The sequence below is a fragment of the Flavobacterium agricola genome, assembly GCF_025919725.1.
Lineage (GTDB): Bacteria > Bacteroidota > Bacteroidia > Flavobacteriales > Flavobacteriaceae > Flavobacterium > Flavobacterium agricola.
In genome coordinates, this window is sequence record NZ_CP081495.1 from 487144 (window position 1) to 507606 (window position 20463).

20 protein-coding genes are annotated in these 20463 nt (G+C 32.7%); 13 read left to right on the forward strand and 7 right to left on the reverse strand.

Translation table 11 applies throughout. From position 1 onward, the window contains the following. Position 1 precedes the first annotated feature (1 nt). The 11 genes from K5I29_RS02375 (at position 2) to K5I29_RS02425 (ending at position 12893) form a co-directional block, all read left to right on the forward strand. Positions 2-1321 (forward strand): hypothetical protein, encoded by a 1320-nt coding sequence (locus K5I29_RS02375; RefSeq protein ID WP_264434263.1) that lies wholly within the window; start codon positions 2-4, stop codon positions 1319-1321. Positions 1322-1387: 66 nt separating this feature from the next. Beyond that, a complete protein-coding gene (locus K5I29_RS02380; RefSeq protein WP_264434264.1) occupies positions 1388-1654 on the forward strand; it encodes a hypothetical protein in 267 nt (88 codons plus the stop codon). 54 nt (positions 1655-1708) lie between these two features. Further along, positions 1709-2245, forward strand: a complete 537-nt coding sequence (locus K5I29_RS02385) for a hypothetical protein (RefSeq protein ID WP_264434265.1) — start codon at positions 1709-1711, stop codon at positions 2243-2245. A gap of 34 nt (positions 2246-2279) precedes the next feature. Beyond that, positions 2280-2753, forward strand: a complete 474-nt coding sequence (locus K5I29_RS02390) for a hypothetical protein (protein ID WP_264434266.1) — start codon at positions 2280-2282, stop codon at positions 2751-2753. Between the two features lie 17 nt (positions 2754-2770). Further along, positions 2771-3640 (forward strand): hypothetical protein, encoded by an 870-nt coding sequence (locus K5I29_RS02395; RefSeq protein ID WP_264434267.1) that lies wholly within the window; start codon positions 2771-2773, stop codon positions 3638-3640. Continuing rightward, positions 3640-3912 carry a hypothetical protein gene (locus tag K5I29_RS02400; protein ID WP_264434268.1) on the forward strand — a complete coding sequence of 91 codons (273 nt, stop codon included), beginning with the start codon at positions 3640-3642 and terminating at the stop codon, positions 3910-3912. The genes K5I29_RS02395 and K5I29_RS02400 overlap by 1 nt, the downstream gene beginning before the upstream one ends. Further along, positions 3875-4243: a hypothetical protein gene (locus tag K5I29_RS02405; RefSeq protein WP_264434269.1), complete on the forward strand. Its 369-nt coding sequence runs from the start codon at positions 3875-3877 to the stop codon at positions 4241-4243. The genes K5I29_RS02400 and K5I29_RS02405 overlap by 38 nt, the downstream gene beginning before the upstream one ends. After that, the gene (locus K5I29_RS02410) at positions 4240-4836 is read left to right on the forward strand and encodes a hypothetical protein (RefSeq protein WP_264434270.1); all 597 of its coding nucleotides are present in this window, start codon (positions 4240-4242) and stop codon (positions 4834-4836) included. The genes K5I29_RS02405 and K5I29_RS02410 overlap by 4 nt, the downstream gene beginning before the upstream one ends. Further along, positions 4826-8593 (forward strand): phage tail tape measure protein, encoded by a 3768-nt coding sequence (locus tag K5I29_RS02415; RefSeq protein ID WP_264434271.1) that lies wholly within the window; start codon positions 4826-4828, stop codon positions 8591-8593. Before K5I29_RS02410 ends, K5I29_RS02415 begins: the two co-directional genes overlap by 11 nt. 2 nt (positions 8594-8595) lie before the next feature. Beyond that, a complete protein-coding gene (locus tag K5I29_RS02420) occupies positions 8596-10851 on the forward strand; it encodes a hypothetical protein (protein ID WP_264434272.1) in 2256 nt (751 codons plus the stop codon). Further along, the gene (locus K5I29_RS02425; protein ID WP_264434273.1) at positions 10851-12893 is read left to right on the forward strand and encodes a hypothetical protein; all 2043 of its coding nucleotides are present in this window, start codon (positions 10851-10853) and stop codon (positions 12891-12893) included. Before K5I29_RS02420 ends, K5I29_RS02425 begins: the two co-directional genes overlap by 1 nt. A 144-nt stretch (positions 12894-13037) precedes the next feature. Here the strand turns inward: K5I29_RS02425 and K5I29_RS02430 are convergent, their stop codons facing one another. The 5 genes from K5I29_RS02430 to K5I29_RS02450 form a co-directional block, all read right to left on the reverse strand. Then, positions 13038-13652, reverse strand: a complete 615-nt coding sequence (locus tag K5I29_RS02430) for a hypothetical protein (protein ID WP_264434274.1) — start codon at positions 13650-13652, stop codon at positions 13038-13040. A gap of 146 nt (positions 13653-13798) precedes the next feature. Further along, positions 13799-14110 carry a hypothetical protein gene (locus K5I29_RS02435; RefSeq protein WP_264434275.1) on the reverse strand — a complete coding sequence of 104 codons (312 nt, stop codon included), beginning with the start codon at positions 14108-14110 and terminating at the stop codon, positions 13799-13801. A gap of 494 nt (positions 14111-14604) precedes the next feature. Continuing rightward, positions 14605-14988, reverse strand: a complete 384-nt coding sequence (locus K5I29_RS02440; protein WP_264434276.1) for a hypothetical protein — start codon at positions 14986-14988, stop codon at positions 14605-14607. 147 nt (positions 14989-15135) lie between these two features. After that, on the reverse strand, positions 15136-15672 hold the full coding sequence (locus tag K5I29_RS02445) for an STM3941 family protein (protein WP_264434277.1): 537 nt from the start codon (positions 15670-15672) through the stop codon (positions 15136-15138). A 294-nt stretch (positions 15673-15966) separates the two neighbouring features. Beyond that, positions 15967-16398: a hypothetical protein gene (locus tag K5I29_RS02450; RefSeq protein WP_264434278.1), complete on the reverse strand. Its 432-nt coding sequence runs from the start codon at positions 16396-16398 to the stop codon at positions 15967-15969. Positions 16399-16789: 391 nt separating this feature from the next. Here K5I29_RS02450 and K5I29_RS02455 point away from each other — a divergent pair, with 391 nt between their 5' ends. Then, on the forward strand, positions 16790-17650 hold the full coding sequence (locus tag K5I29_RS02455) for a tyrosine-type recombinase/integrase (protein WP_258204743.1): 861 nt from the start codon (positions 16790-16792) through the stop codon (positions 17648-17650). Continuing rightward, positions 17629-18726 carry an IS91 family transposase gene (locus K5I29_RS02460; RefSeq protein WP_264434279.1) on the forward strand — a complete coding sequence of 366 codons (1098 nt, stop codon included), beginning with the start codon at positions 17629-17631 and terminating at the stop codon, positions 18724-18726. The genes K5I29_RS02455 and K5I29_RS02460 overlap by 22 nt, the downstream gene beginning before the upstream one ends. A gap of 234 nt (positions 18727-18960) precedes the next feature. On the opposite strand, the gene lnu(H) is transcribed toward K5I29_RS02460, so the two are convergent. Both lnu(H) and K5I29_RS02470 read right to left on the reverse strand, forming a co-directional pair. Then, positions 18961-19731, reverse strand: a complete 771-nt coding sequence (lnu(H), locus tag K5I29_RS02465; protein WP_018110123.1) for a lincosamide nucleotidyltransferase Lnu(H) — start codon at positions 19729-19731, stop codon at positions 18961-18963. A 428-nt stretch (positions 19732-20159) separates the two neighbouring features. Beyond that, positions 20160-20438 carry a hypothetical protein gene (locus K5I29_RS02470; protein WP_264434280.1) on the reverse strand — a complete coding sequence of 93 codons (279 nt, stop codon included), beginning with the start codon at positions 20436-20438 and terminating at the stop codon, positions 20160-20162. Positions 20439-20463 lie beyond the last annotated feature (25 nt).

Sequence of the window (20463 nt, forward strand, 5' to 3'; positions counted from 1 at the left end):
CATGTTTAAGTACAAAACAGAAGCGGAGTTAACTAAGATGACTCCTGAAGAAAGAGATCAGTATTCTACTGACAAACGTGAATTTGAGCAAAAGCAATCTGAAAAAACTATTAAAGAGGCTTTAGATCAGTTCAAAAAGGATTTAGAAACAGAAGCTAAAACAAGCAAAGAAGCTGCTGAACAACAAATCCAATCTTTAAAATCAGATTTAGAAGACCAAGGAAAGCAAATTTCTAAACTGATGGAAAAAGAAGAAGAAGCTGGTGTTAATGAGAGTATCGAAAAAACATTTATTAATGCTCTTAAAAAAGAACGCGATGAGGATTCAGAACTTATAGCAAACAAGCAAGTAAGAATTGCGCTAAAAGATATACCATCAAACTCGGTAATGACTGTAAATACAGTAAGTGCAGCTAACTTCCCTTCAGCGGGTTCAAGTGGTGTAATTACTAGTGGTATGTATGGTATGTGGGCTCGTTTCTTAGGCTTCTTTGGGTTACTATCAAATGAATCTAAGATTATGGATTTGATTGATGTACAGCCTTTAAATGAAGCGCGATTATTTGCTATTAACACAACTATTATTGGTGATGCCGAAGTAACGCCTGAATGTCAGTTAAAACCGATTGTTAGAATGGGCTTTGAAGACCAGACGGTCGATGCAGAACCAATCGCTGATATGTGGTTGACAAATACAAAAGTTCGTAGATTTTTCCCGAACCTGGCAAACTTCTTCAAAACAGCTTTTGGAAACCTAGTTAACAATAAAATCCCGAAAGAAGTTTTAAAGGTTATTCGTGATAATGCCAGCGCTTTTACACCAAATCCATTATTTAATATTGATCCAAATCCTAACAATTATGATGCTTTAGGTGCTGCAATTGCTTCTTTGCAATTAACAGGTAAGGATGCTACTGGAATTGTATTGAGTCCAATTGCATATCGTAACCTAAAACAATCAAAGTTCAATGGGGTTTACAATTTATCTAACGGTAACTCTATCTCTTTAATTGATGGTGGCTTAGATTGGAACGGTGTCAAAATACCGGTGATTATTGATAAGGATTTGGGCCATGATGAGTATATCGTTGCAAACTTTTTTGAAGCAGTTAAAGGTGGGGTGGATAACCAACTGATTTATATGGAAACAGATGGGCGTACAGATTCGAACCAAGACTCTACAACGTCTTTAGCAAAAGGAGTTAGAACTCACGTGTTACAACGTTTTTGTGCTTTTATGATTCCAGATGGAGTTAAATCTTTAATCATTCGTGACACCTTCTCAAACACAAAAACATTGATTACACCAATCGAAGGATAAAATTTAAAAAAGCCTTCTTTACTATAAAGAAGGCTTTTCACTAACAATTATTTTAAAATAAAAGAAATGGCAGATTCAAAAACAAATACAGAAAAAGGAGCAGTAAATGACGCAACAGTTACTACAACAGTTGAGGAAGTTCTAAAAGAAAAAGGCGCTGAATCCCTAAAAAACATTAGAAATGGTAAGGAGTTAGAGAAGGTTTCTTTAACAGATAAAGTTAAAATTGTTTTTACAAAGGATTATGGTTTTATGAAAAAAGACCAGGAAGCAACCGTATCAGCTTTAGCTTTTGAAGTTTATTCTAAAGCAGGAGTTGCTAAAAAGAAATAACTAAATCACTAAATCATGTTTACAAGGCTATCGAATTTTGTTTACGGAAACTATATGATTCCGAATATAACAGAAACCCAAAACTCAAATAAAACAGAAGTTTTAATTCATATTCAAAAGTATGAAAAAGAAATCCTTGAGTTTGTTCTTGGTCCAGTTCTGTATGTTGAGTTATTGGAAAACCTTGAAACAGATGACGAAGGTTATTACAAACTTAAAGATACCGCAGAGGATAAATGGAAGTGGCTTGTTAACGGTCAAATCTATGGCAGCTGTAACAAATTAAGATGGGAGGGGCTTGTGTTTGAAGTAGCGAAAGTAAACAAACAACCATTACTTGAAACAGTTATGGCTCCATACATATTTTATCAGTGGTTATTAAAAGAAAGAAGTGTCTCAACAGGTGTTGGTGAAATAAAAGGAGAGCCACAAGGTGGAGTTTCCGTAACATCAAAACACAAACGCACTGATGCCTGGAATACTTTTGTCGGTCATGCTTATTCACTGAATAGATTTATGCAATTCTATTGCGATTTGTTTCCAAATTTCAAATGTGTCGAATTAAACCCACAAAACTACTATGATCTTTAGCCTGAACACTGCCTTAAAGCTTCCGGCTTCGAAAATGAAAGTTGACGAATGTCCAGTGGCTTTTAGTTATGGGAATTATGATGCATTGATGAAATGGTTGGTTGCTAAAAATAAAAACCAGATCGAGCACTTTCTACCTAATCCAAAAGCTAGCGAAAAAAAGTATCCTTTAATTTGGTTAACTGACGAGTGGCAAGGCAATGAGCATGTTCCCGGATACCGATTTAGCAACGTAACCTTTTACCTTGCTTGTAACTCAAAAATTGAATTATTAAACGAAAACAGGGAAGGTAATTTTGAAGGGCTTTACACCTTAGCGAACCAATTTATAAAAGAATTACGCAAATACGGTAGAATAGAAGGAGAGTCTATTTCTTATCAAGAAAGGGCAAATCTAACTGTAACATCAGGAAAAAAAACAGAAGCGATTGACATTTGGGATGCTTTAATTGTAAAAATGGATTATCTAATATTTACCAACTGTATAAAAAAACTATGTAGCCAATAAATGGCAAAAAAAATTAAATGTCTGTATATGTAGAATGCAAAGGCAACGAAACAGCACTTAAAAACACAGGTGCAAAAGAGCAATGCTTAGAAGGATTATTCATTAAACCATTCTTAGCACATCCGGGCTTTTCTTTTGAAACATTTGAGGATGCAAAAAATAAAGAAAAGTGGGTACAAGCAATTGCTGACAAAAAAATCATTCCGTTATTCGATGTAGAAGAATTAGCATCTGCTAATACGGAAGATACTTTATTTGAAGGCAGAAGAAAACAATATGTAACTGCAAAGGGCAAGAAGGTTTCGACTTTCAGTTCGTTCTTGTCATTATGTTCATTCAACGCATTAAAATCTTACAACGGCAAAGAAATGCAATTGTTTGAGTTTACCGAAGATGGGGCTGTTAAGGCTGTACATACTGACTCGAAAGGCGTTAAAGGACAGTTTGTTGTTCTTAACATTGGTAAAAGATTAGATGCGACTGCTGATAGACCGCCAAGTGTTTTGGTAACAATCAACTACAAGGATTTCAACGAATTTGAGGACCACGGTGTTATTTTATATCCTGATTTTGTTGCAGATGACTTGTTTGGAATCTTTGATGTTCATTTATCGCAAGTTTCAGCAAGTACAACAGAAATTGTTGTAAAAGCTTCAACTGGTTGTGGTAATGGTGGCGCAGCAGTTTCAGATTTAAAACTAGCTGATTTTGTTGTTAAAGATACTTCTGGTCAAGTGCAAACTGTTTCTTTTGCTGAAAACAAAGAAGAGTATGTATTAACCGGAACTGACTTTGCTGATGGCTTTTCCGTATCGTTAAACGACGTTGTTACCATTGAGGATTTGTCTTATGAAGCTGTAGAACCTTTGGTTATTAAACTTACATAATGGCAAATTATAAAGGAATTGAATTTGCAGAGGGCCTTAATGTGCCCTTTGCAAAATTTAAAGAGATGTTTGCATCACATCCGGTCTTTAAAAAAATTCCAACGAAAGAGTTAGATGCAGAATTTAAAAAGGCTTACAAAATAGCAAATCCAAAGCATGGCAACTTTACAAAGTCAGCTGAAAAAAGCAAGGAAACTGACGTATCAGAATCAATCTCAACTGATATTTCAGATAGTGAAACAGATCCAGCAGGACATTCTCAACTTAAATAAAGATCAATTATTTGAAGGTAAGGACATCAACAACAAGCCAATTGGTTTTTACTCTTACGCAACGGAAGTAATTACTAAGGGTAGAAAGAAAAAAGGCGAACCATTTGATGCTAAAGATACCGGAGAATTCTTTAAAGGTTTTTATTTAGAGCTTTTTGAAAATGGTTTTAGATTGTTTTCAACGGATCCCAAAACACATTTAATTCTTGACAGTCACAACTGGCTTTCTGACGAGTTATTTGGGCTTACTGATAAAGATTTAAAGGGTGTAATTGATGAAAAATTACTCCCTTTTTTTATAAAACACAATCGACAATTTTTAGGCATATGATATACGATGAATTAGATGTTTTGCCATTAAAGCTTTACTACAAGATATGCAAAACAAAAGATGTGACTTTGTTATCCACAGAGCCGGAAGATGAAGCAAAACTTCTTGAAATTTGGGAGAAACTAACTGCTGAATACGAGGAATTAGAAAGTTCTGAATCTTCAAAACGAGAGTTTCGGCTAAATAAACAAATAGCACTTTTGGAGTGTGCTTATAATATGGTCAATTTATGTTGCTTAGAGCTTGAGGTGGAGTTTAATAATGAAACAGTTCAATTGTTAAGTGGTTTAGGTTTCCCAATTGATACAACATCTAATGAGTCATATTATTTATCTATCAGTAGAATTAGAAAACGGATTGAGACAAATCAAATAAAAATAGCAGCTTTAAAAAATCAACTTCCTAAAGAAGATATTAAAGGAAATGACAGAAAGCTTAGCCTTGATGAAGTAATGGCTTCTTTTTGCGCAGTTTTAGGTATTGACTTCGACTACAACACTATTTCTGTTACCAAGTTTAACGCTATCAAAAAACAAGTTGATAATAAAATGAAATCTTACGAAAAGATGAACAACAAACTAAATGGCAAATGATGGAATAATCACGCGTAAAGACATAATTCAAGATGAAGCTTTAAGATGGGGTGAGGAATATGCAAAGAATGTTGAAAAAGCAATCAAAGCAAACGACCAAATGGTTCTTCTTACTAAAGAGCTTGGCAGGTTATATAAAGAGTTGGAAAAGGTTCAAAACAAATCTGAGTTAGTTAAAAAGCAAGAGGAGTTTAATAAAGTGATGAAGGAAACTACTCAAGAAGCTAAAAAGATACATGAAGCTGAAATTGCAAATGAGAAAATAAAGCAAGAGAAAATAAAAACCTTGCGTGAAGAAGCAATTGCAGAGCAAAAACTTGCGCAAGAAAAGCAAAAAACAATAGCAGCAACGGTTAGAGCCGAAGAAGTTGAGAGAAAAGCAAATGTAGCTAAAGAAAAAGGCACTAAACTAACGATAGAAGAGCGCGTTCAGAACGAACAAAACAATCGCATTCTTAAACAGCAAGCTATGGAAAAGCTTGGCTTGGTTGGTGCTTATCAAAAATTAAACAAAGAACGTACTGAAGCTAAGCGCAAGGTTATGGACCTTATAGCTTCGGAAAGTGCTTCTACTGCCGAAATAAAAAAAGCTCAAGTAGAATTTGATAAGCTTGATAAAAAAGTACGTAAAGCAGATAAAGCTGTTGGCGATTTTACTAAAAACGTTGGTAACTATCCGTTTAGAAGTATTGCTTCCAATATTCGTGATTTGGTAGGTGCGTTTGGAGTTACTTTAGGAATTGCAGCCTTCGCGAATGCGGTTAAAAATGCTTGGAAAACCGTAAAAGAATTTGACACTGCAATTACTGAATTATCTGCAGTTACAGAAATACCAAAAAAACAATTAGGTTCATTAAAAAACACCATTATTGATGTTTCTAAAACATCGGTTAACTCAGCTACAGATGTTGCAAAGTTAGCTGTTGAATTATCAAAATTGGGAGCTTCAACCACTCAGATTGAAGCTATGATTGAAACCGTTGACCGTTTTTCTGTTGCCATGGAAGCCAGTGGAGAAGATTCTGCAAGATTTCTTTTAGGGGTAATGAATTCTTTTGGTGCAAGCGCAGAAGAATCTGAAAGATACGGAGATGTTATGGCTCAAGCAGCTAACATATCCGCACTTGGATTTGAAGAACTTAAAAACACATTAAAGACATTTGCTCCGGTAGCCAACGCAGCTAATTTATCAATAGAAAGAGCTTCTGCATTAGCTGGGGTATTAGTTGATAATAACATTGAAGCAACAACAGCGGGTACTTCTTTACGTTCAATCTTCATTCGTTTAGCCAGCTCTGGGCTGTCTTATAGTGAAGCAATGGCTAAAATCAATAACTCTACAGATAAACTATCTACAGCTACGCAATTATTTGGTAGAGAATCAGCAACATCGGCACTTATTTTAGCACAAAACAATGAAAAGCTTGCAGAATATGAAGAAAAATTAAATGATTCTACAGGTGCTTTAGAAGCATTGAACGAAACTAAAATGGATTCGCTTGAGAATCAAATAGGTGCTTTAAAATCAGCTTGGACAGGCTTTATATTATCTATCGAAAATGGGGATGGAGCTATTTCAAAGTTTGTTAAAAACTCTATCAAAGGGCTTAATTGGATGATAGATAAATTAACAGAAGCTAATAAGGACTGGGAAACACTGAAAGAAGAAGCATACAAGAAGAGTTTTGAGTCAACGAACGATTATGTAGATGAGCAAATAAAATCTTTAATTGGAATGCGTAAAATGAATGAAATCATTAAAGAAACAGGAATGTCTATTAAAGAAGCAAATATTGCCACTAATGAATACTTTAAAGCAAACAAAAAGGAATTATCCGAATTAATTGCATTAGAAAAGGAAGGGTTCAAAGGCAGCTCTTTGCACACTAGTATACTTAAAGTAGCTGATAAAGATTTTGATTTGCTACAAGAAAAATATTCAAAACAGAGAGCTATTGTTGAGAAAATAAGAGAAGATATCGATAATGGTTCATTATTAGGTAATGTGTTCCTAAAGCGACGAGAAATGCTTGAACTTGAAGAGGAAAAATTGAATAAATTAGAGTACTCAATAAGGGCTCAACAAGGAAAGTTTGAAGCTTTAATTGCTTACGGAAACAAAACAAATCCAGTTGTAATTAATGAAAGTACCCCGGAACAAGCCGAAAACGCGCGCAAAGCTCGTGAGGAAGCAGAAAAAAAACGGTTAGCAATGCTTAAAAAAGCATTTGAGGAAGAACACCAATTAAATATATGGCGTTTAAATCGAACTAAAGAGTTAAACCAGGAGGTGGTAGATGATGAAAATGCTACCATAGACGAGCGTATTGAAGCTTACTTGCGCATTCAGGAATTAGACCAAGCAATTGCCAGAGAAACAGCAGAATATAAATTACGACAGCTTACTGAATTTACGGAGGGAGCAAGAAAGTTAAGTAAATCAGAAATTGATGCCCTATTAGATAATGCATCAACAAGAAAAGATTTAACAGATGCAGAGCAATTAATATTAGATGAGTTGCAGGCAAAGCGTGATGATATTAACAAACGGCAGGAAAAAAATCTTCAAAATTTAATTGATTTAGAAGCCAAACGAATTACCGATGGCGTTGAAAAAGAGCTTAGCGGATTAAAAAATGAAGAAAATAAAGATTTAACTGCTGAAAACAATGCTTATAAACAACAATTAGAACTTTACGGATATACAGAACAAGCGGAAGAAGAACACCAAAAAAGGCTTTTAGAAATTAAAAACAGATACCTAAAACAAGGGCTTCAAGCCGAAATTGATGCCTATGATCAGATTGTAGCTAATGCAGACCTGTCTCAAGATGCTAAAGAAAAAGCAGCAGAAAAATCTTTAGAGCTTAAACGCCAATTATCTGAATTAGAGCTTGAGGTTGTAAGAAGTGCTGGAGAAAAAGAATTACAATTAGAGTTACAAAAAGAGGAATTTATTAAGGAACTAAGAGAGAATGCTAAACAAGCCACTATAGAACTCGTAAACACCATTTTTGAAGCTAAAATTCAAAAGATAGACGACGAGATTAGAAAAAACGAAGAATACTATGCGCGTCAAATTGAATTAGCAGGAGAGGATAAAGTTCAGAGAGAATTACTTGAAGCTGAAGCTGAAAAAAAGCGTCAGGATTTAGAAAAGAAAAAGCGTCAAGAGCAAACCAAACAAGCGATTTTCAACAAAAGTGTGAAGTTAATAGAGATAGGCTGGGCTACTGCACTTGGTATTATGAATGCTGTTTCTTTGTTCCCACTAACAGGTGGTATGCCATGGAGTGCAATTGTTGCTGGTATAGGTGCCGCTCAAGCAGCATCTGTAATTGCTTCTCCCATTCCTAAATATAAGACTGGGCGTAAAGGTGGACCAAAAGAAAAAGCAATTCTTGGTGATGGTGGTGTTCCGGAGGTTCTTGAGCGCAAACGTGGAGGGTTTGAAATTACACCAGCTTATGACACTCTTTATCAATTGGAACAAGGTGATGTGGTTCATAAATCAGTAGATGATTTCTTTAAATCTAAATTGAATCATCTGAATAGAAACCTTTGGGATTCTCAATCTAAAATGGATAAATATCAAGAATCTATTATTTTGAATATTCCGGGAGGAACAGAATTGCTAGATGAAATGAAAAAAAACACAGCTGCTATTAAAAAAAGTAAACCGACTATTGTTCAGTCAGGGAATTTTGACATCAACTACGAATTATGGCGCATGAATCAAATAAAATGGAATAATTAGCTATGGCAAACTATCCACAATATACAGATCGTGTTCAGTACGAACTCTATAATGATTTGACAGGAGCAATTATCATTCAAGAGCCAGAGGGTTGGCAAAATGATGAGAAAGAGTATGCTAGAAATGAAGATTATTTTGGTGTTTTCGGAAAGTTTTCAAACTCATTAAAATTCTACAAAGAGTCAAAAGATATCATTCAACTAATTTATGATGTTCAAGGGATTAATGCTGAAGTACGATTAGTGAAATTTGAGAAACACCCTAAAACAGATGAGTGGAAAGTAATCTACAGCGGTTATTTAGATTTTTCTACTTGGGAGAGCAATGATGACGGTTCTGTTTCATTGAAATTTAATAACGGAGGTTTGGAGAAGCTTTTAAAGAATCGTGAAAAAACGACCGTTGAAATCGATAGAATAGACACTTTAGATGGAAAAGATTTACCACCACTAAAAAACATTCAAGTAATGCTTGATGGTAGAGAAATATTTTTGCATTCAAAGTGGAAAATTTCGGAAACTACCAAAGCAGTGAGTGCAGGTGTAAAGTCTGACACTACTGGAAATAGATATCAAACGTCAGGTATTCCAATATTTTTAGAGGTAAATAGTCATGGCGATTATGCACATAGCATTTTACAAGGTAGTTTAGGAAATGATGAACGAGGATCTTCGGGTATGATGATGTTAGGCCCATTTGATCGTCAAAGAAAAATTACTCTTGAAATTGAAAACTTTAAATTTAAGCCAGTTGTTTACGAGGGAAGTTATAACTGGGCCGTGATGTACATTTGTTTATCAACCTATAAAATGGAGAACTCTGAGTTTAAATTGGTAAAAAGAGAGCCATTATGGAGAGCAAGAGGTGGGGATACTCAGCCTGGAGATACGCCTTTAAGTTTGGTAATAAATAAAGAGAATACTATCTCAGGAATAATTAAAAGCTATGAAGTTGAAGTTGGAACTTGTATTTCACTTGAATTGTTTATAGCTGCAAATTTTAGAGCAAATGGACATAGAAACACCTTTTATGTTGCATTAGAAGATTTAAAAATTGAAAATATCGAAGTAAAAGAAGAATCTCAATTTCCTCAAACTAAGACCAAAGCAATTTTAGCACATGAGTTATTTGATAGGCTTTCACAAATAGCAACTAGTCAAAATAAAGTGTTTTATTCTGAATTTTTTGGGCGTCAGAACATAGGATATTCAAAAAATGGGATAGGGTCAGAAACAGCAGTTACTCATGGTTTTTGGATTCGTGGTTTTGATAAAGAACCTATTCCAAATGAAGGTCCTCCAAAAGTTGAAAACCTTTTCAAACCATTGACGACAAGTTTTAAAGACGCCTTTGATTCGATGTCTGCTATTTGGGGCGTAGGTTTAGGTATTGAATCAATTGGAAGGAGTGAGAGAATTCGAATTGAAGATAAAAAATACTTCTTCAATAATAACGTCACTATTAAACTGCCTAATCAGGTTAAAAAAGTAAAGCGTTCTGTTGCGACGTCTTATTATTACTCAAAGCTGCAGCATGGATTCCAAAAAGGTGGTGCTTATGAAGAGGCCTATGGGCTTGATGAATACAATACAATCTTGGAGCATCAAACGCCAATCACTAGGCTTGAAAAAACGTTTGTAAATACATCATCTTATCGCGCTGATTCATACGGAATGGAATTTTGCCGCAGAAAACAAAGGGAACAGAACGACACTATTGATACCAATTACGATGATAATATTTGGGTAATGGATTTAAAACGTTACAATGATCAGATTTACTTGCAGCGTAAGTGGCAAGATGATTTTGAAGCAGCACCAACAGGAATTTATAGTCCAAATACAGCCACAAATTTAAGGTTTTCACCGGCTAATTCAATGCAAAGGCATTCGTGGTTCTTTAGTAATTGTTTTTGGAAGGATGGAGAAAAGTTTGTAAAATATACATCATCTACTGCTAATAGTGGAATGACTACAAAAATGAAAGGAAAAGGGGCTGTAAAAGAAAACCAAGATTTTCTTAGTATTGATTTTAATAAAAGTCGTTTTGTTCCGGAATGGATAGAGTTTGAGCATATATGTGATTTTGAAATCATGGAACTCATTGAAGGAACAACTACAATAAACGGCTCTGAAGTTCCGAATGTTTATGGGTTGATTGAATTTATAAACGAAGATAATGAATTAGAAAAGGGATATTTATTTTCCTTAAAACCTAATAAAGAGGGCAAATGGAAGCTCTTAAAATCAAGTAGATAATGGCAGTATATAACACTTTAAAAATTCGTTTTTTATCAAGGGCATTATTAAATCAATCGTTTACTTTTAGCTTCCGAGAAGTTGGCGGAGTAAGACGTATTACTTACACTTTGGTTAATCAACGAACAAAGTCTAATCAGGTTACAAAAGGCAATGATGTATCTGGACTGTGGGTTTCTAAAGAAACGACATTAAATTTTATATCGGCTTTTAATGCAGATTATGCTGCTTTAGGATTTAAAACATCGCTTACGCCATTTTACAATCCATTAGATGTTTATGATGTACTAATAAAAGCGCCAACAGAATTTGAGAATCCACACTTCATTTCGTTTATTGATGAGTTTGGTTTAAATCCAAATGATGGAGCAATTGAGTTTGTTCTAGGTTATGAAAAGCCATTAGAAGTAATTCAAATTAGTAATATTTCATATATTTCTGACTCCTCGGATCCCTGTAATAAGATTAAGGCTGTAGTTACTACAAATTATCAAGCTACCGGAATCACAAGTCCTTATAATACGACTGTAAATTCAAATCCTTTTGAGGTTAATTTGTTTAGAAATAGTAATTATGTTATTACTGCAATAAATGAGCAAACAACGGGTAGCGTAGGAATATCAACTCCGCCATTACTAGATATTGCAGCAATTAGCGTAAATATAAATGCAACTCCTTATAGTAATAGTGTTAATATTACTTACGCTGGGTTGTCTGGTTTGTTATTAGAGTTTTCGTTAAATGGACAAGAATGGCAATCTGATAATACTTTTCCAAATTTATTACCAGGGGATTTTACTCTGTATGTTCGTGATCAATATGGATGTCAAAAAAGCAAATGGTTTACTATTGAAAAAAGCCATACTAAAGTATATCTTCCATATTTCTATTATAGTAAATCTAATTCTATTCGATTTGCATATCGTGTAAATTTTGGGGATGCAGCAAACTATAAGAACGATGAAAATTCGTTAAGTCATGAAGCAGATGTTTTGTTACCCTATAAGCAAGAACAGCTATTTCAGAGTGCTGATGTTATTACTACCCAATTTAAATCTAATTATACACTAAATAAGGTTTGGGTGATTGCTGAAAATAATCTTAAAGTTGAAGTTCCTGTTGTAAAAAAAACTTCTAATTTAAATAGAACAGAAGCGCTTGAAGCAAAAATGGTAAATATAGGTAATAGACAAACTGGAGTTTTCTTTATTTCTGGAAATCGTTATGATTACAAAACGAATCAAATAAACGGCAGTTATACTTTGAATGGATTACTACCCAGTTATTGTAAAGTAGGACATTGGATTCAATTAGATGGTATTTATTACGAAATACAGAATATTGTTTACGAGGAAGTATATGGTGCTGATATGTTAGTGCTTAATAAAGTTTATGACGGACCATTAACTTCTGTAATTGTAAAAAGTGAATTTAACTTCGAAGAATTTGAAATTTATGAGTTTACTATTGATATGGTAAATTATATAAATAAAAAAATAAGCATTAAGCTCGAGGTTTCTGATTCAAACTTCCCAACAATTACTTTAGTTTCAGAAATTCTTTCAGTTAAGGTTAAACACGAGGATACTTTAGAAATACGATATTACAATGACATGAATAATGATGTTTTTTACCAAACAGGAATTCAGCATTTGTTGAGGATTCCATTTAAAGATATCCTTGGAAAGGATGAGCAAAATCATGAGAGTTATAAAACCGATACTACTTCTGTTTTGTTACATTCAGAAATTTACGAGAGTAACACTTTTGTTTTTGAGCCATTAACTAAAGAAATATGGAGAAAACTTAAAATAGCCTTGGCAAGTGATAATGTGATTATTGATGGAGTGGGGTATATCAAGAATAATGATTTTGAAACAGAAGGACCGCTAGGCCAAACGAATCTTTATGTGCTGACTGCTGAAATGCTTAAAACCGGAAATGTTCAATCTAATAGGAAGTCAAATTATAGCTTCGATTCTAGTAATATTGAAGTGCCAGGACTAGTTCAGGCGACAAGTGATTATTTAAAGTATAATTAAAAACAAAACCACTCAAAATTGAGTGGTTTTTTTTATAGAATTCAGTATGCTTATTAAAAAATAAACCTCGCTTAAAAAGGCTTAAACGAGGCGCTATTATTTATGTTTTTTTAAAATAATGGAGTTGTGCAACAGTTACCCATGTTAGCGGAAGTCCTTCTTTTTGCCTTTTGAAGAATTTACATGTCTGGGCAATAATTCTAATTCACATTGATAATAGATATACTCAATTTCATTAATCATTTTATCCACATCTATATTATGTAAATTTAAGTTTTCCATAAAAATTTTGTAAGAATCTTGCATTTCAGAAAGGTTAAGAGTATTACGTCCATTTAGTAGTATTTCGGATATTTTTTTTAATTCACAAAGTTGATTTAGGTTTTGATTTATTATGAAATCAAGAGGGGTTTTATGATCTATTGAAATTTCTGATTCGCAATTCTTTTTTAGAATAAAGTTTACTAGTTCAATTCTATTTTTTTGACTCTTAGTTTTGACAAAAAAGCTATCTTTAATTGTTTGTAAATATTCAATTTCTTCAAATTTTGCTATTGAATTATTATCTAATTTAATGTGTATCTTAGTAAGAAGTTCTTTATGCAAAAAATTGATTTTTGAATATGCCTCTTTATTTGTGGAAGCTATTTTTTGATATAACTTAGGTGTATAATAAAATTTTATTGTATTGAATGGTCTATCCCAAGTTTTAATTCTTGAAAGAAATTTTCTTTTTAAATCTTTATGAAAATACTTCATCTTATTCGGATAGGATTTCCGCTAACGTTTTACGTATTTTGTGAAATTGCGGAACAATTTAGAGAAAGTTCAAAGTTGACCGCAAATAAAATAATTTAACTGATTCTTTGCCGAGTACGTTCGCCCGCAATTTAATAAATACGTTGTTATGCACAGGCTTGCTTTTCTTTTTCAAGAAATAACAAGGAAAATACTATTATTCCCAATAGTGGATAAAACAAACTTGAAATACATGCCAATAAAGCATATTTTAGTTTTAATTTATTAAAATCAATTGCTAATAAAATTGTTATTATAATTCTAATACCATAATCTGAAAAAGTTTGAAATTTAATTAAACTTTCAAATGATTTATGCTCAGTAATAATAAAAAAATAGTTCCAAGGAATAAATATGATATAATTTATAATTAGTAATATAATATACTTAGTTAACGGTTTCAGTAATTTGCTTTTCATTTGTAATAGTATTTTTTTTCAAATAAAAGAAAAAAGAAAAAAATTGTTCCAGATAAACTAGAAAAAAATGTCAATATTAAGATTGTTGTTGATTTTATGTTTAGCTTACACATATCCTTATAAATCAACACAATTAAAATTAAATTAAAAAACCATTTCATTATTTGTTGTAGATAACCTATTCCAAAATTAATAGTCATACCATCAGAGAAATTTATATCCAACATATTTGGGGATATTTTCAATAATATAAATGGAAGTAAATATGTCAACGACTTAGTTACAATATTTAATATTAGATATTTTTTAATCAATATATTCATCATTTCTACTTGGTTAAACACTTTATACAGCTTGTGCATAACGTTTAACGTATTTATGTAATTGCGGTTCGATTTTGAATTTATTTTAAATTTAGAAATTATTTCATAAGTCTAAATTAAGATAGCCAGAGTACGTTCTCTCGCAATTATAAAATACGCTGTTGTACGAAGTTATTGATTAATTAGATTCTTAATTCTTTCTAAATCAATATCGTTCTTTACATCTGGCAAATTTCTCTTTTTCCTATTTTTTAACAAAACGAAATAACGAGTTATTCCTAAAAATCGTCTTTCTGTAATTGATTCTATTTCTGAAATCAAAATTCTACTTTTTGAAGTCTTTCTAAATTGATAATCATATAAACCTATCAATGCTAAAAATCCTATGAATATTTGGATATAATTCCACAAATCATTTCGATCATTTAAAAACTGAATTAATGCTATAACCCCTATTATTATCCATAGAATCATTAATAATTTCATTCCGAAATAATGATTCTTTAAATCATCTTTTATTTCTAAACTTTCGTTTATTACATTATAATTTTTCATTAGATTATTTTTTTATTTCGTACAACGTTTTACGTATTTTGTGAAATTGCGGAACAATTTATAGAAAGCTCAATGTTGAGCGCAACTTAAATAATTTGAATTAATTTATTGCTGAGTACGTTCAACCGCAATTTAATAAATACGCTGTTAGGCGTTGTATTTATATTTATTTAAATTTTCATTCAACGTTTTCATTAGTTCATGATGACTAATTTTCATTGAATTTGCAGATAAATTAAATGGAGATCCATAATATTTGAAATTAAAATTCATCACTTTATTTCGAATATTATTTTTTTCCTTTTCAATCCAATATTTTGAATTATCCACTTCAATAATTATAATTTTTTGACTTTGTATTTTTGTTTCTGTAAACCCATTTATATATTTCCATTCAATAAAATCAGTTTTTGATTTTTTAGGATTAACATTGATTCCATTTCTATCAATTATCAAGATTAATTCGTTTTTCAAAAGTTGTTTAATAGAAACATATATTCCTAATCCGAAAAATAGAACGGATGCAGTTCCGATTATAATAATAACAAGCTGATTTCTTACAATATAACTTGTGGGGTTTTCAGCGTTAATAATCATGAAAATTCCTAGAACTACAAAAACTAAGGAACCAATCAATAGTAAAATTGACTTTTCTTTACTTGAGTAAATTTCTATTCTTTCCAATATTAGTTTCTTAATTTGATATTATTATGATTAGGCAACGGACAATATAACGCCTAACGTTTTACAGCTTGGCGAAGTAGCGAACTAAATCCACATAAACTTCAAAAATTGCCAAAACTGAGCAACGCATTTTTATTTTTTAAATTTAACAAATTAAAAAATAAAAATAGCGATTGCGACAAAAAAAGACAAACTTTAAAGTTTGCCTTAACTCGCTATTTTGCCAAACTGGTGTTGTGCGTTCGCTTTTATAAATACGAAAGAAAAATTTATTCTTTATTATAACTTAATTTTTTAAAATATCCAATTACATATTGTTACAAGCCCAACAATAGTAGCAATAGCTAAAATTATTAAAATAAGCCCACAGCCATAAGGTATAAGTTTATCTGCAAAAGTTGTTTTGTAATCATTTTTATCCTTAAGTTTCTGTTTGTCCGTAATTGGTTCTATATACTGAATAAATGTATCACTATTCTCGTCAATCCAATCTTCATTATAGTCAAGTGGAATAATATTTTTCTCTTTATCAGAAAGTATATCTTCAGTATCTCTTGCTGATTTTAAAAGCTGAATTGCAAATAATTCAAGACCTTCTTTGTTCGCTCTTAGAAAACTTTCGTCAGAACCTCCGCCATATTGCGAAATACCAAAGATTCCAAGCTTTTTCAGCTTTTCTTCATCAAATTGATCGATAATATTTTGTAGTTCTTCTTTTGTTAACATTGAATTATTTTTGATCCTTAGTTGTTAACGATTCTTTTTTAAAGTGACGCACAACGTTTCGGGGCTTGACGCAGTGGCGGAAAATCGAAGACGAAGCTTTCGATTTAGACGACACGTAGCAAAAGCCAATTCATTGAATAAATTTAAGAAAAAAAGTCAATGTAATTGGCTTTTGCGACATAGAAAGCCGAAACTTTCAATTAATCACTTAACCCGCCATTGCGACAAACCCTTGTTGAACTAAACCTTCGGTAGCTTTTCCGTTAGAAACCATATATTTAGGGTGTTAAAAAATCAAAATTATGGTAACTAAAAAAAATCTCCGGAGCAGTTAAGAGCAAACAAATACCTGAATCGCGCTTGTAGTGAAATTAATGGTTTCTCTGAACTTTTGCAACGATTCGAACGAAATATTTCTATTTTAGGTCGAAGTAAACGCACGTTCGATAATTATTCACGCCATGTAGCTGCCATGGCACTTCATTTTGGCTGTTTACCTACCGAATTAGATCCCGAACAGGTTAAAGATTATCTTTTTGAACTACAACAACGTTCCAATTCTCCTTCTCAATCGTATTTTAAACACACGGTTTACGGTCTTCGATTCCTTTTAAAAACTGAAAATCTACCGTACGATTATCTTCATTTGCCATCTATTCCTAAAGAGAAAAAACTTCCTGTTATTTTAAGTCGGGAAGAAATTTGGAAGCTGCTTCAACATGCGGATTTACTTAAACATCGCCTTTTAATTGGATTGATTTACAGTTGTGGACTTCGTTGTATGGAAGTTCGAAATATTGAACTCAAACATCTCGATTTCGATAGAAAACTCCTTCATATCGTTCAAAGTAAAGGGAAGAAGGATCGTTATGTTCCACTTTCTGATCATATCATTCGAGGAATTAAAAAATATATTTCAGTTGAACATCCTACTACATTTTTATTTACAGGAAACACTAAAGATTCCAAAGGATTTGATTCGCGTTATAGCCAACGTGGCGTTCAATGGGCGATTCAATCGGTTTGTAAAAAGGCTGGAATTTTAAAAGATGTACACACGCATACCTTGCGCCACAGTTATGCTACCCATTTGTTGGAAGATGGTGTAAATATTCTTCAGGTTCAGAAACTGATGGGGCACGAGCGCATCGAAACTACGATGGAATACTTGCATGTTTGTCAATTGGAGCAACAAAAAGTACACAGTCCGCTTGATACCGTTTTTGCGCTATGCAGCCGCAATGGGAAGTAGCTGATGTGCTGAGAAAAGTTGATTTATCCCATCAAAACTTCACAGTTCATCAAGAGAAAACACTTCGCGCATTAACGCTTTGTCGAACTGCTGCTTTGGGCGGACATGTAGATGCTTGTGATGCTTGCGGAACTATCAGCATCAGTTACAACAGTTGTCGCAATCGGCACTGTCCAAAATGTCAAGGTCATAAACGCGAAGAATGGATTCAAGCTCGCGAACATGATTTATTGCCCTGTTCGTATTATCATGTAGTTTTCACTTTGCCCGATACGCTTAATGGATTAGCGATTCATCAACCACAATTGATTTATAAAATTTTGTTTGAATCGGTTTGGGCAACGCTTTCTCAGTTCGGAAGAACCGAAAATATGTATTTAGGAATGATTGCTATTCTACATACTTGGGGACAAAATTTGAGTTTGCATCCGCATTTACATTGTATTGTTCCTGGTGGTGGAATTGATAGAAATGGAAAATGGAAACGCAAAATAAAAACTGATAAATATTTATTTTGTGTAAAAGCATTGAGCAAGGTTTTTCGAGCCAAATATGTCGCACTGTTGCGTAAAGAAAGGTTAGCTAATCAGCAATTATATGATGAGCTGTTTACTAAAAATTGGGTGGTTTATGCCAAACGTCCTTTTGGTGGACCAAAGCAAGTAATCGAATATTTAGGACGATATACGCACAAAGTGGCAATTAGTAACCATCGTATTAAAAACGTAAGCCAACAAGAAGTTACTATTAGTTACAAAGATTATAAAGATAACAGCAAAACCAAAGAGCTCACACTTAAGAATGAAGAATTTACTCGTCGATTTAGTTTACATATTCTGCCTAAACGCTTTGTTCGAATCAGGCATTACGGCATTTTAAGTAGTAGTTGGAAACGCGGTAAACTACAACAACTACAAGAAGATTTAAATATCATCCGACCGATAGTTGAACCGAAAACCCAACATAGAAAATGTTCTTGTTGCAAGGTCGGCAATCTAGTTACGTTACATGTTTTTGGACAAAGAGGACCGCCAAAAGCGTATCTTATCGGAAATACACTTGCGCCTGTGAATTAACTTTTACGGGTAAGGGAACTTGTGTTTGGTTGAATCGAAAAACAACAAAAAACGATTGAAACAGCACAATTTCAACCACAAAAAAAGCAGTAATCCTAAAATTACTGCTCGTATATCTTAAAGTCATACTTCGACAACTCCATAATACTTTATTAGCTTCCTACGGTTCCGTTCAACGGGCTTTCATCTCGTGCCCTCCGGGCAAGACGAAAGCTTAGTTATTGGCGGTAGTTTTTATCTTATTCTGCTCAGGATTTCTTTCAGTTTGGGTTCAATTTTAAGTTCGTCAAATAGTTTTTTCGATAAATTTAAGGAGTTCTCAAAAGCCAAAACTATGTTTTTAGGATTTAAGTCAGATGTTACTTTTTTATACGCTGAATACCAAATTACATCAATGTCCTTTTCGAGATTTTTAGTCGGACTTTCCCAATGTTGCGTTTTGGTTGTTCTTACTCTTATAAGCCAAAGCAAGTATTTCTGAACATTTGATAAACTGTGATGAGCGTGAGCAAATTCTTCTCTTTTAATCAAGTTGCTTGTTGTCAGTACAACATTCAGTAATGATTGGCTTAACCACAAGATATTTTCATTTGTTATTCTTTCTGGGGATTTTGTTCCGATTTGATTAAGCGTTTTCGTTAAAAGTCCGTCTTTGTCGATTAGATTCATTTGGTCAAAATCGCTAAATTCAACAATTCCGTCCCAGGATTTGATAATTTCAATTTCCTCCGTTTTTAAAAAATGAAATTCTCCTCTGACCATATTGTCGAAAATAGCCACTTCACTTCCATATTCGTTGGTAAAATATAATGCAACCGGATGAATTTGGTTTACCCATTTTTCGGCTGAAAAGTCTTCTTTACTTTTCAAGAAAATATAAAATTCGATGTCGGAATATTGGTCTCCTTCGTTTTTTGTAAATGAACCATACATAAAAACGGCGGAAATATTTTCGTCTTGTTGAGCTAATAATTTTGTTTTGTCAATCATTTGTAACTGTGTCATTTTTCTAATTTTTAAAAATTAATAATAGAAAACTCCATTACTTTTTAAAAGTAATGAAAAAGTTTGAGTTTATTTATTTTGGACAGTTACTTATAGCTTCATCGGATTATATTTTTTTATGTTTAACATTCTGTTTGGTAAAATTACCGCCAACATTATTATACACGAAAGTAATCATTTATTTTCAATTCTCAATAAAATGTTAAAAACATCAAGCTAAGCAGTATAGTATCAACTAATAAGATTATAATAAACATTGCGTATTTTATATAATCGTAAATTCAATATCACGCAAGTATTATACAAAATACGCATATAATTAATTTCTGTAAACTAGATTTTATAAAAAAACTTGGTATAGCAAATAAAAATTTAATATGTAATTGCGGATAACGAGGCAATTAAGTATATATAAAAAGCGAGATATTTCAATTATCTCGCTTTTTATTTTTTAAAATATTATCGTGTGTTTCTTCATCAATAACTGTAATGTTTTTATCAATGTAGGTTACCTTCTTTTCACCGTATTCGTGATTGTGTGTATGATAATGCACTGATCTATCTATATTAAAAAACGGCTTTTTATCTTCTTTATAGTAGTCTTTGCCATAATTTCTTCCAAAGAACAAATCAAAAAGGCCAGTGAATAAGTAATACCCACCAGCTACGCATATTATAAAGAAAACAATTAAATATATAAATGCCATAAATCAAAAATACGAAAAAAAACAA

Bases quoted from the DNA above. Each gene is read 5' to 3' on its own strand.
- K5I29_RS02380 (WP_264434264.1), top strand. From the start codon at position 1,388: ATGGCAGATTCAAAAACAAATACAGAAAAAGGAGCAGTAAATGACGCA.
- K5I29_RS02410 (WP_264434270.1), top strand. From the start codon at position 4,240: ATGATATACGATGAATTAGATGTTTTGCCATTAAAGCTTTACTACAAG.
- K5I29_RS02440 (WP_264434276.1), bottom strand. From the start codon at position 14,988: ATGAAAAATTATAATGTAATAAACGAAAGTTTAGAAATAAAAGATGAT.
- K5I29_RS02420 (WP_264434272.1), top strand. From the start codon at position 8,596: ATGGCAAACTATCCACAATATACAGATCGTGTTCAGTACGAACTCTAT.
- K5I29_RS02385 (WP_264434265.1), top strand. From the start codon at position 1,709: ATGATTCCGAATATAACAGAAACCCAAAACTCAAATAAAACAGAAGTT.
- K5I29_RS02400 (WP_264434268.1), top strand. From the start codon at position 3,640: ATGGCAAATTATAAAGGAATTGAATTTGCAGAGGGCCTTAATGTGCCC.
- K5I29_RS02425 (WP_264434273.1), top strand. From the start codon at position 10,851: ATGGCAGTATATAACACTTTAAAAATTCGTTTTTTATCAAGGGCATTA.
- K5I29_RS02460 (WP_264434279.1), top strand. From the start codon at position 17,629: ATGCAGCCGCAATGGGAAGTAGCTGATGTGCTGAGAAAAGTTGATTTA.
- K5I29_RS02415 (WP_264434271.1), top strand. From the start codon at position 4,826: ATGGCAAATGATGGAATAATCACGCGTAAAGACATAATTCAAGATGAA.
- K5I29_RS02375 (WP_264434263.1), top strand. From the start codon at position 2: ATGTTTAAGTACAAAACAGAAGCGGAGTTAACTAAGATGACTCCTGAA.
- K5I29_RS02450 (WP_264434278.1), bottom strand. From the start codon at position 16,398: ATGTTAACAAAAGAAGAACTACAAAATATTATCGATCAATTTGATGAA.
- K5I29_RS02395 (WP_264434267.1), top strand. From the start codon at position 2,771: ATGTCTGTATATGTAGAATGCAAAGGCAACGAAACAGCACTTAAAAAC.
- K5I29_RS02430 (WP_264434274.1), bottom strand. From the start codon at position 13,652: ATGAAGTATTTTCATAAAGATTTAAAAAGAAAATTTCTTTCAAGAATT.
- K5I29_RS02435 (WP_264434275.1), bottom strand. From the start codon at position 14,110: ATGAAAAGCAAATTACTGAAACCGTTAACTAAGTATATTATATTACTA.
- K5I29_RS02390 (WP_264434266.1), top strand. From the start codon at position 2,280: ATGAAAGTTGACGAATGTCCAGTGGCTTTTAGTTATGGGAATTATGAT.
- K5I29_RS02470 (WP_264434280.1), bottom strand. From the start codon at position 20,438: ATGGCATTTATATATTTAATTGTTTTCTTTATAATATGCGTAGCTGGT.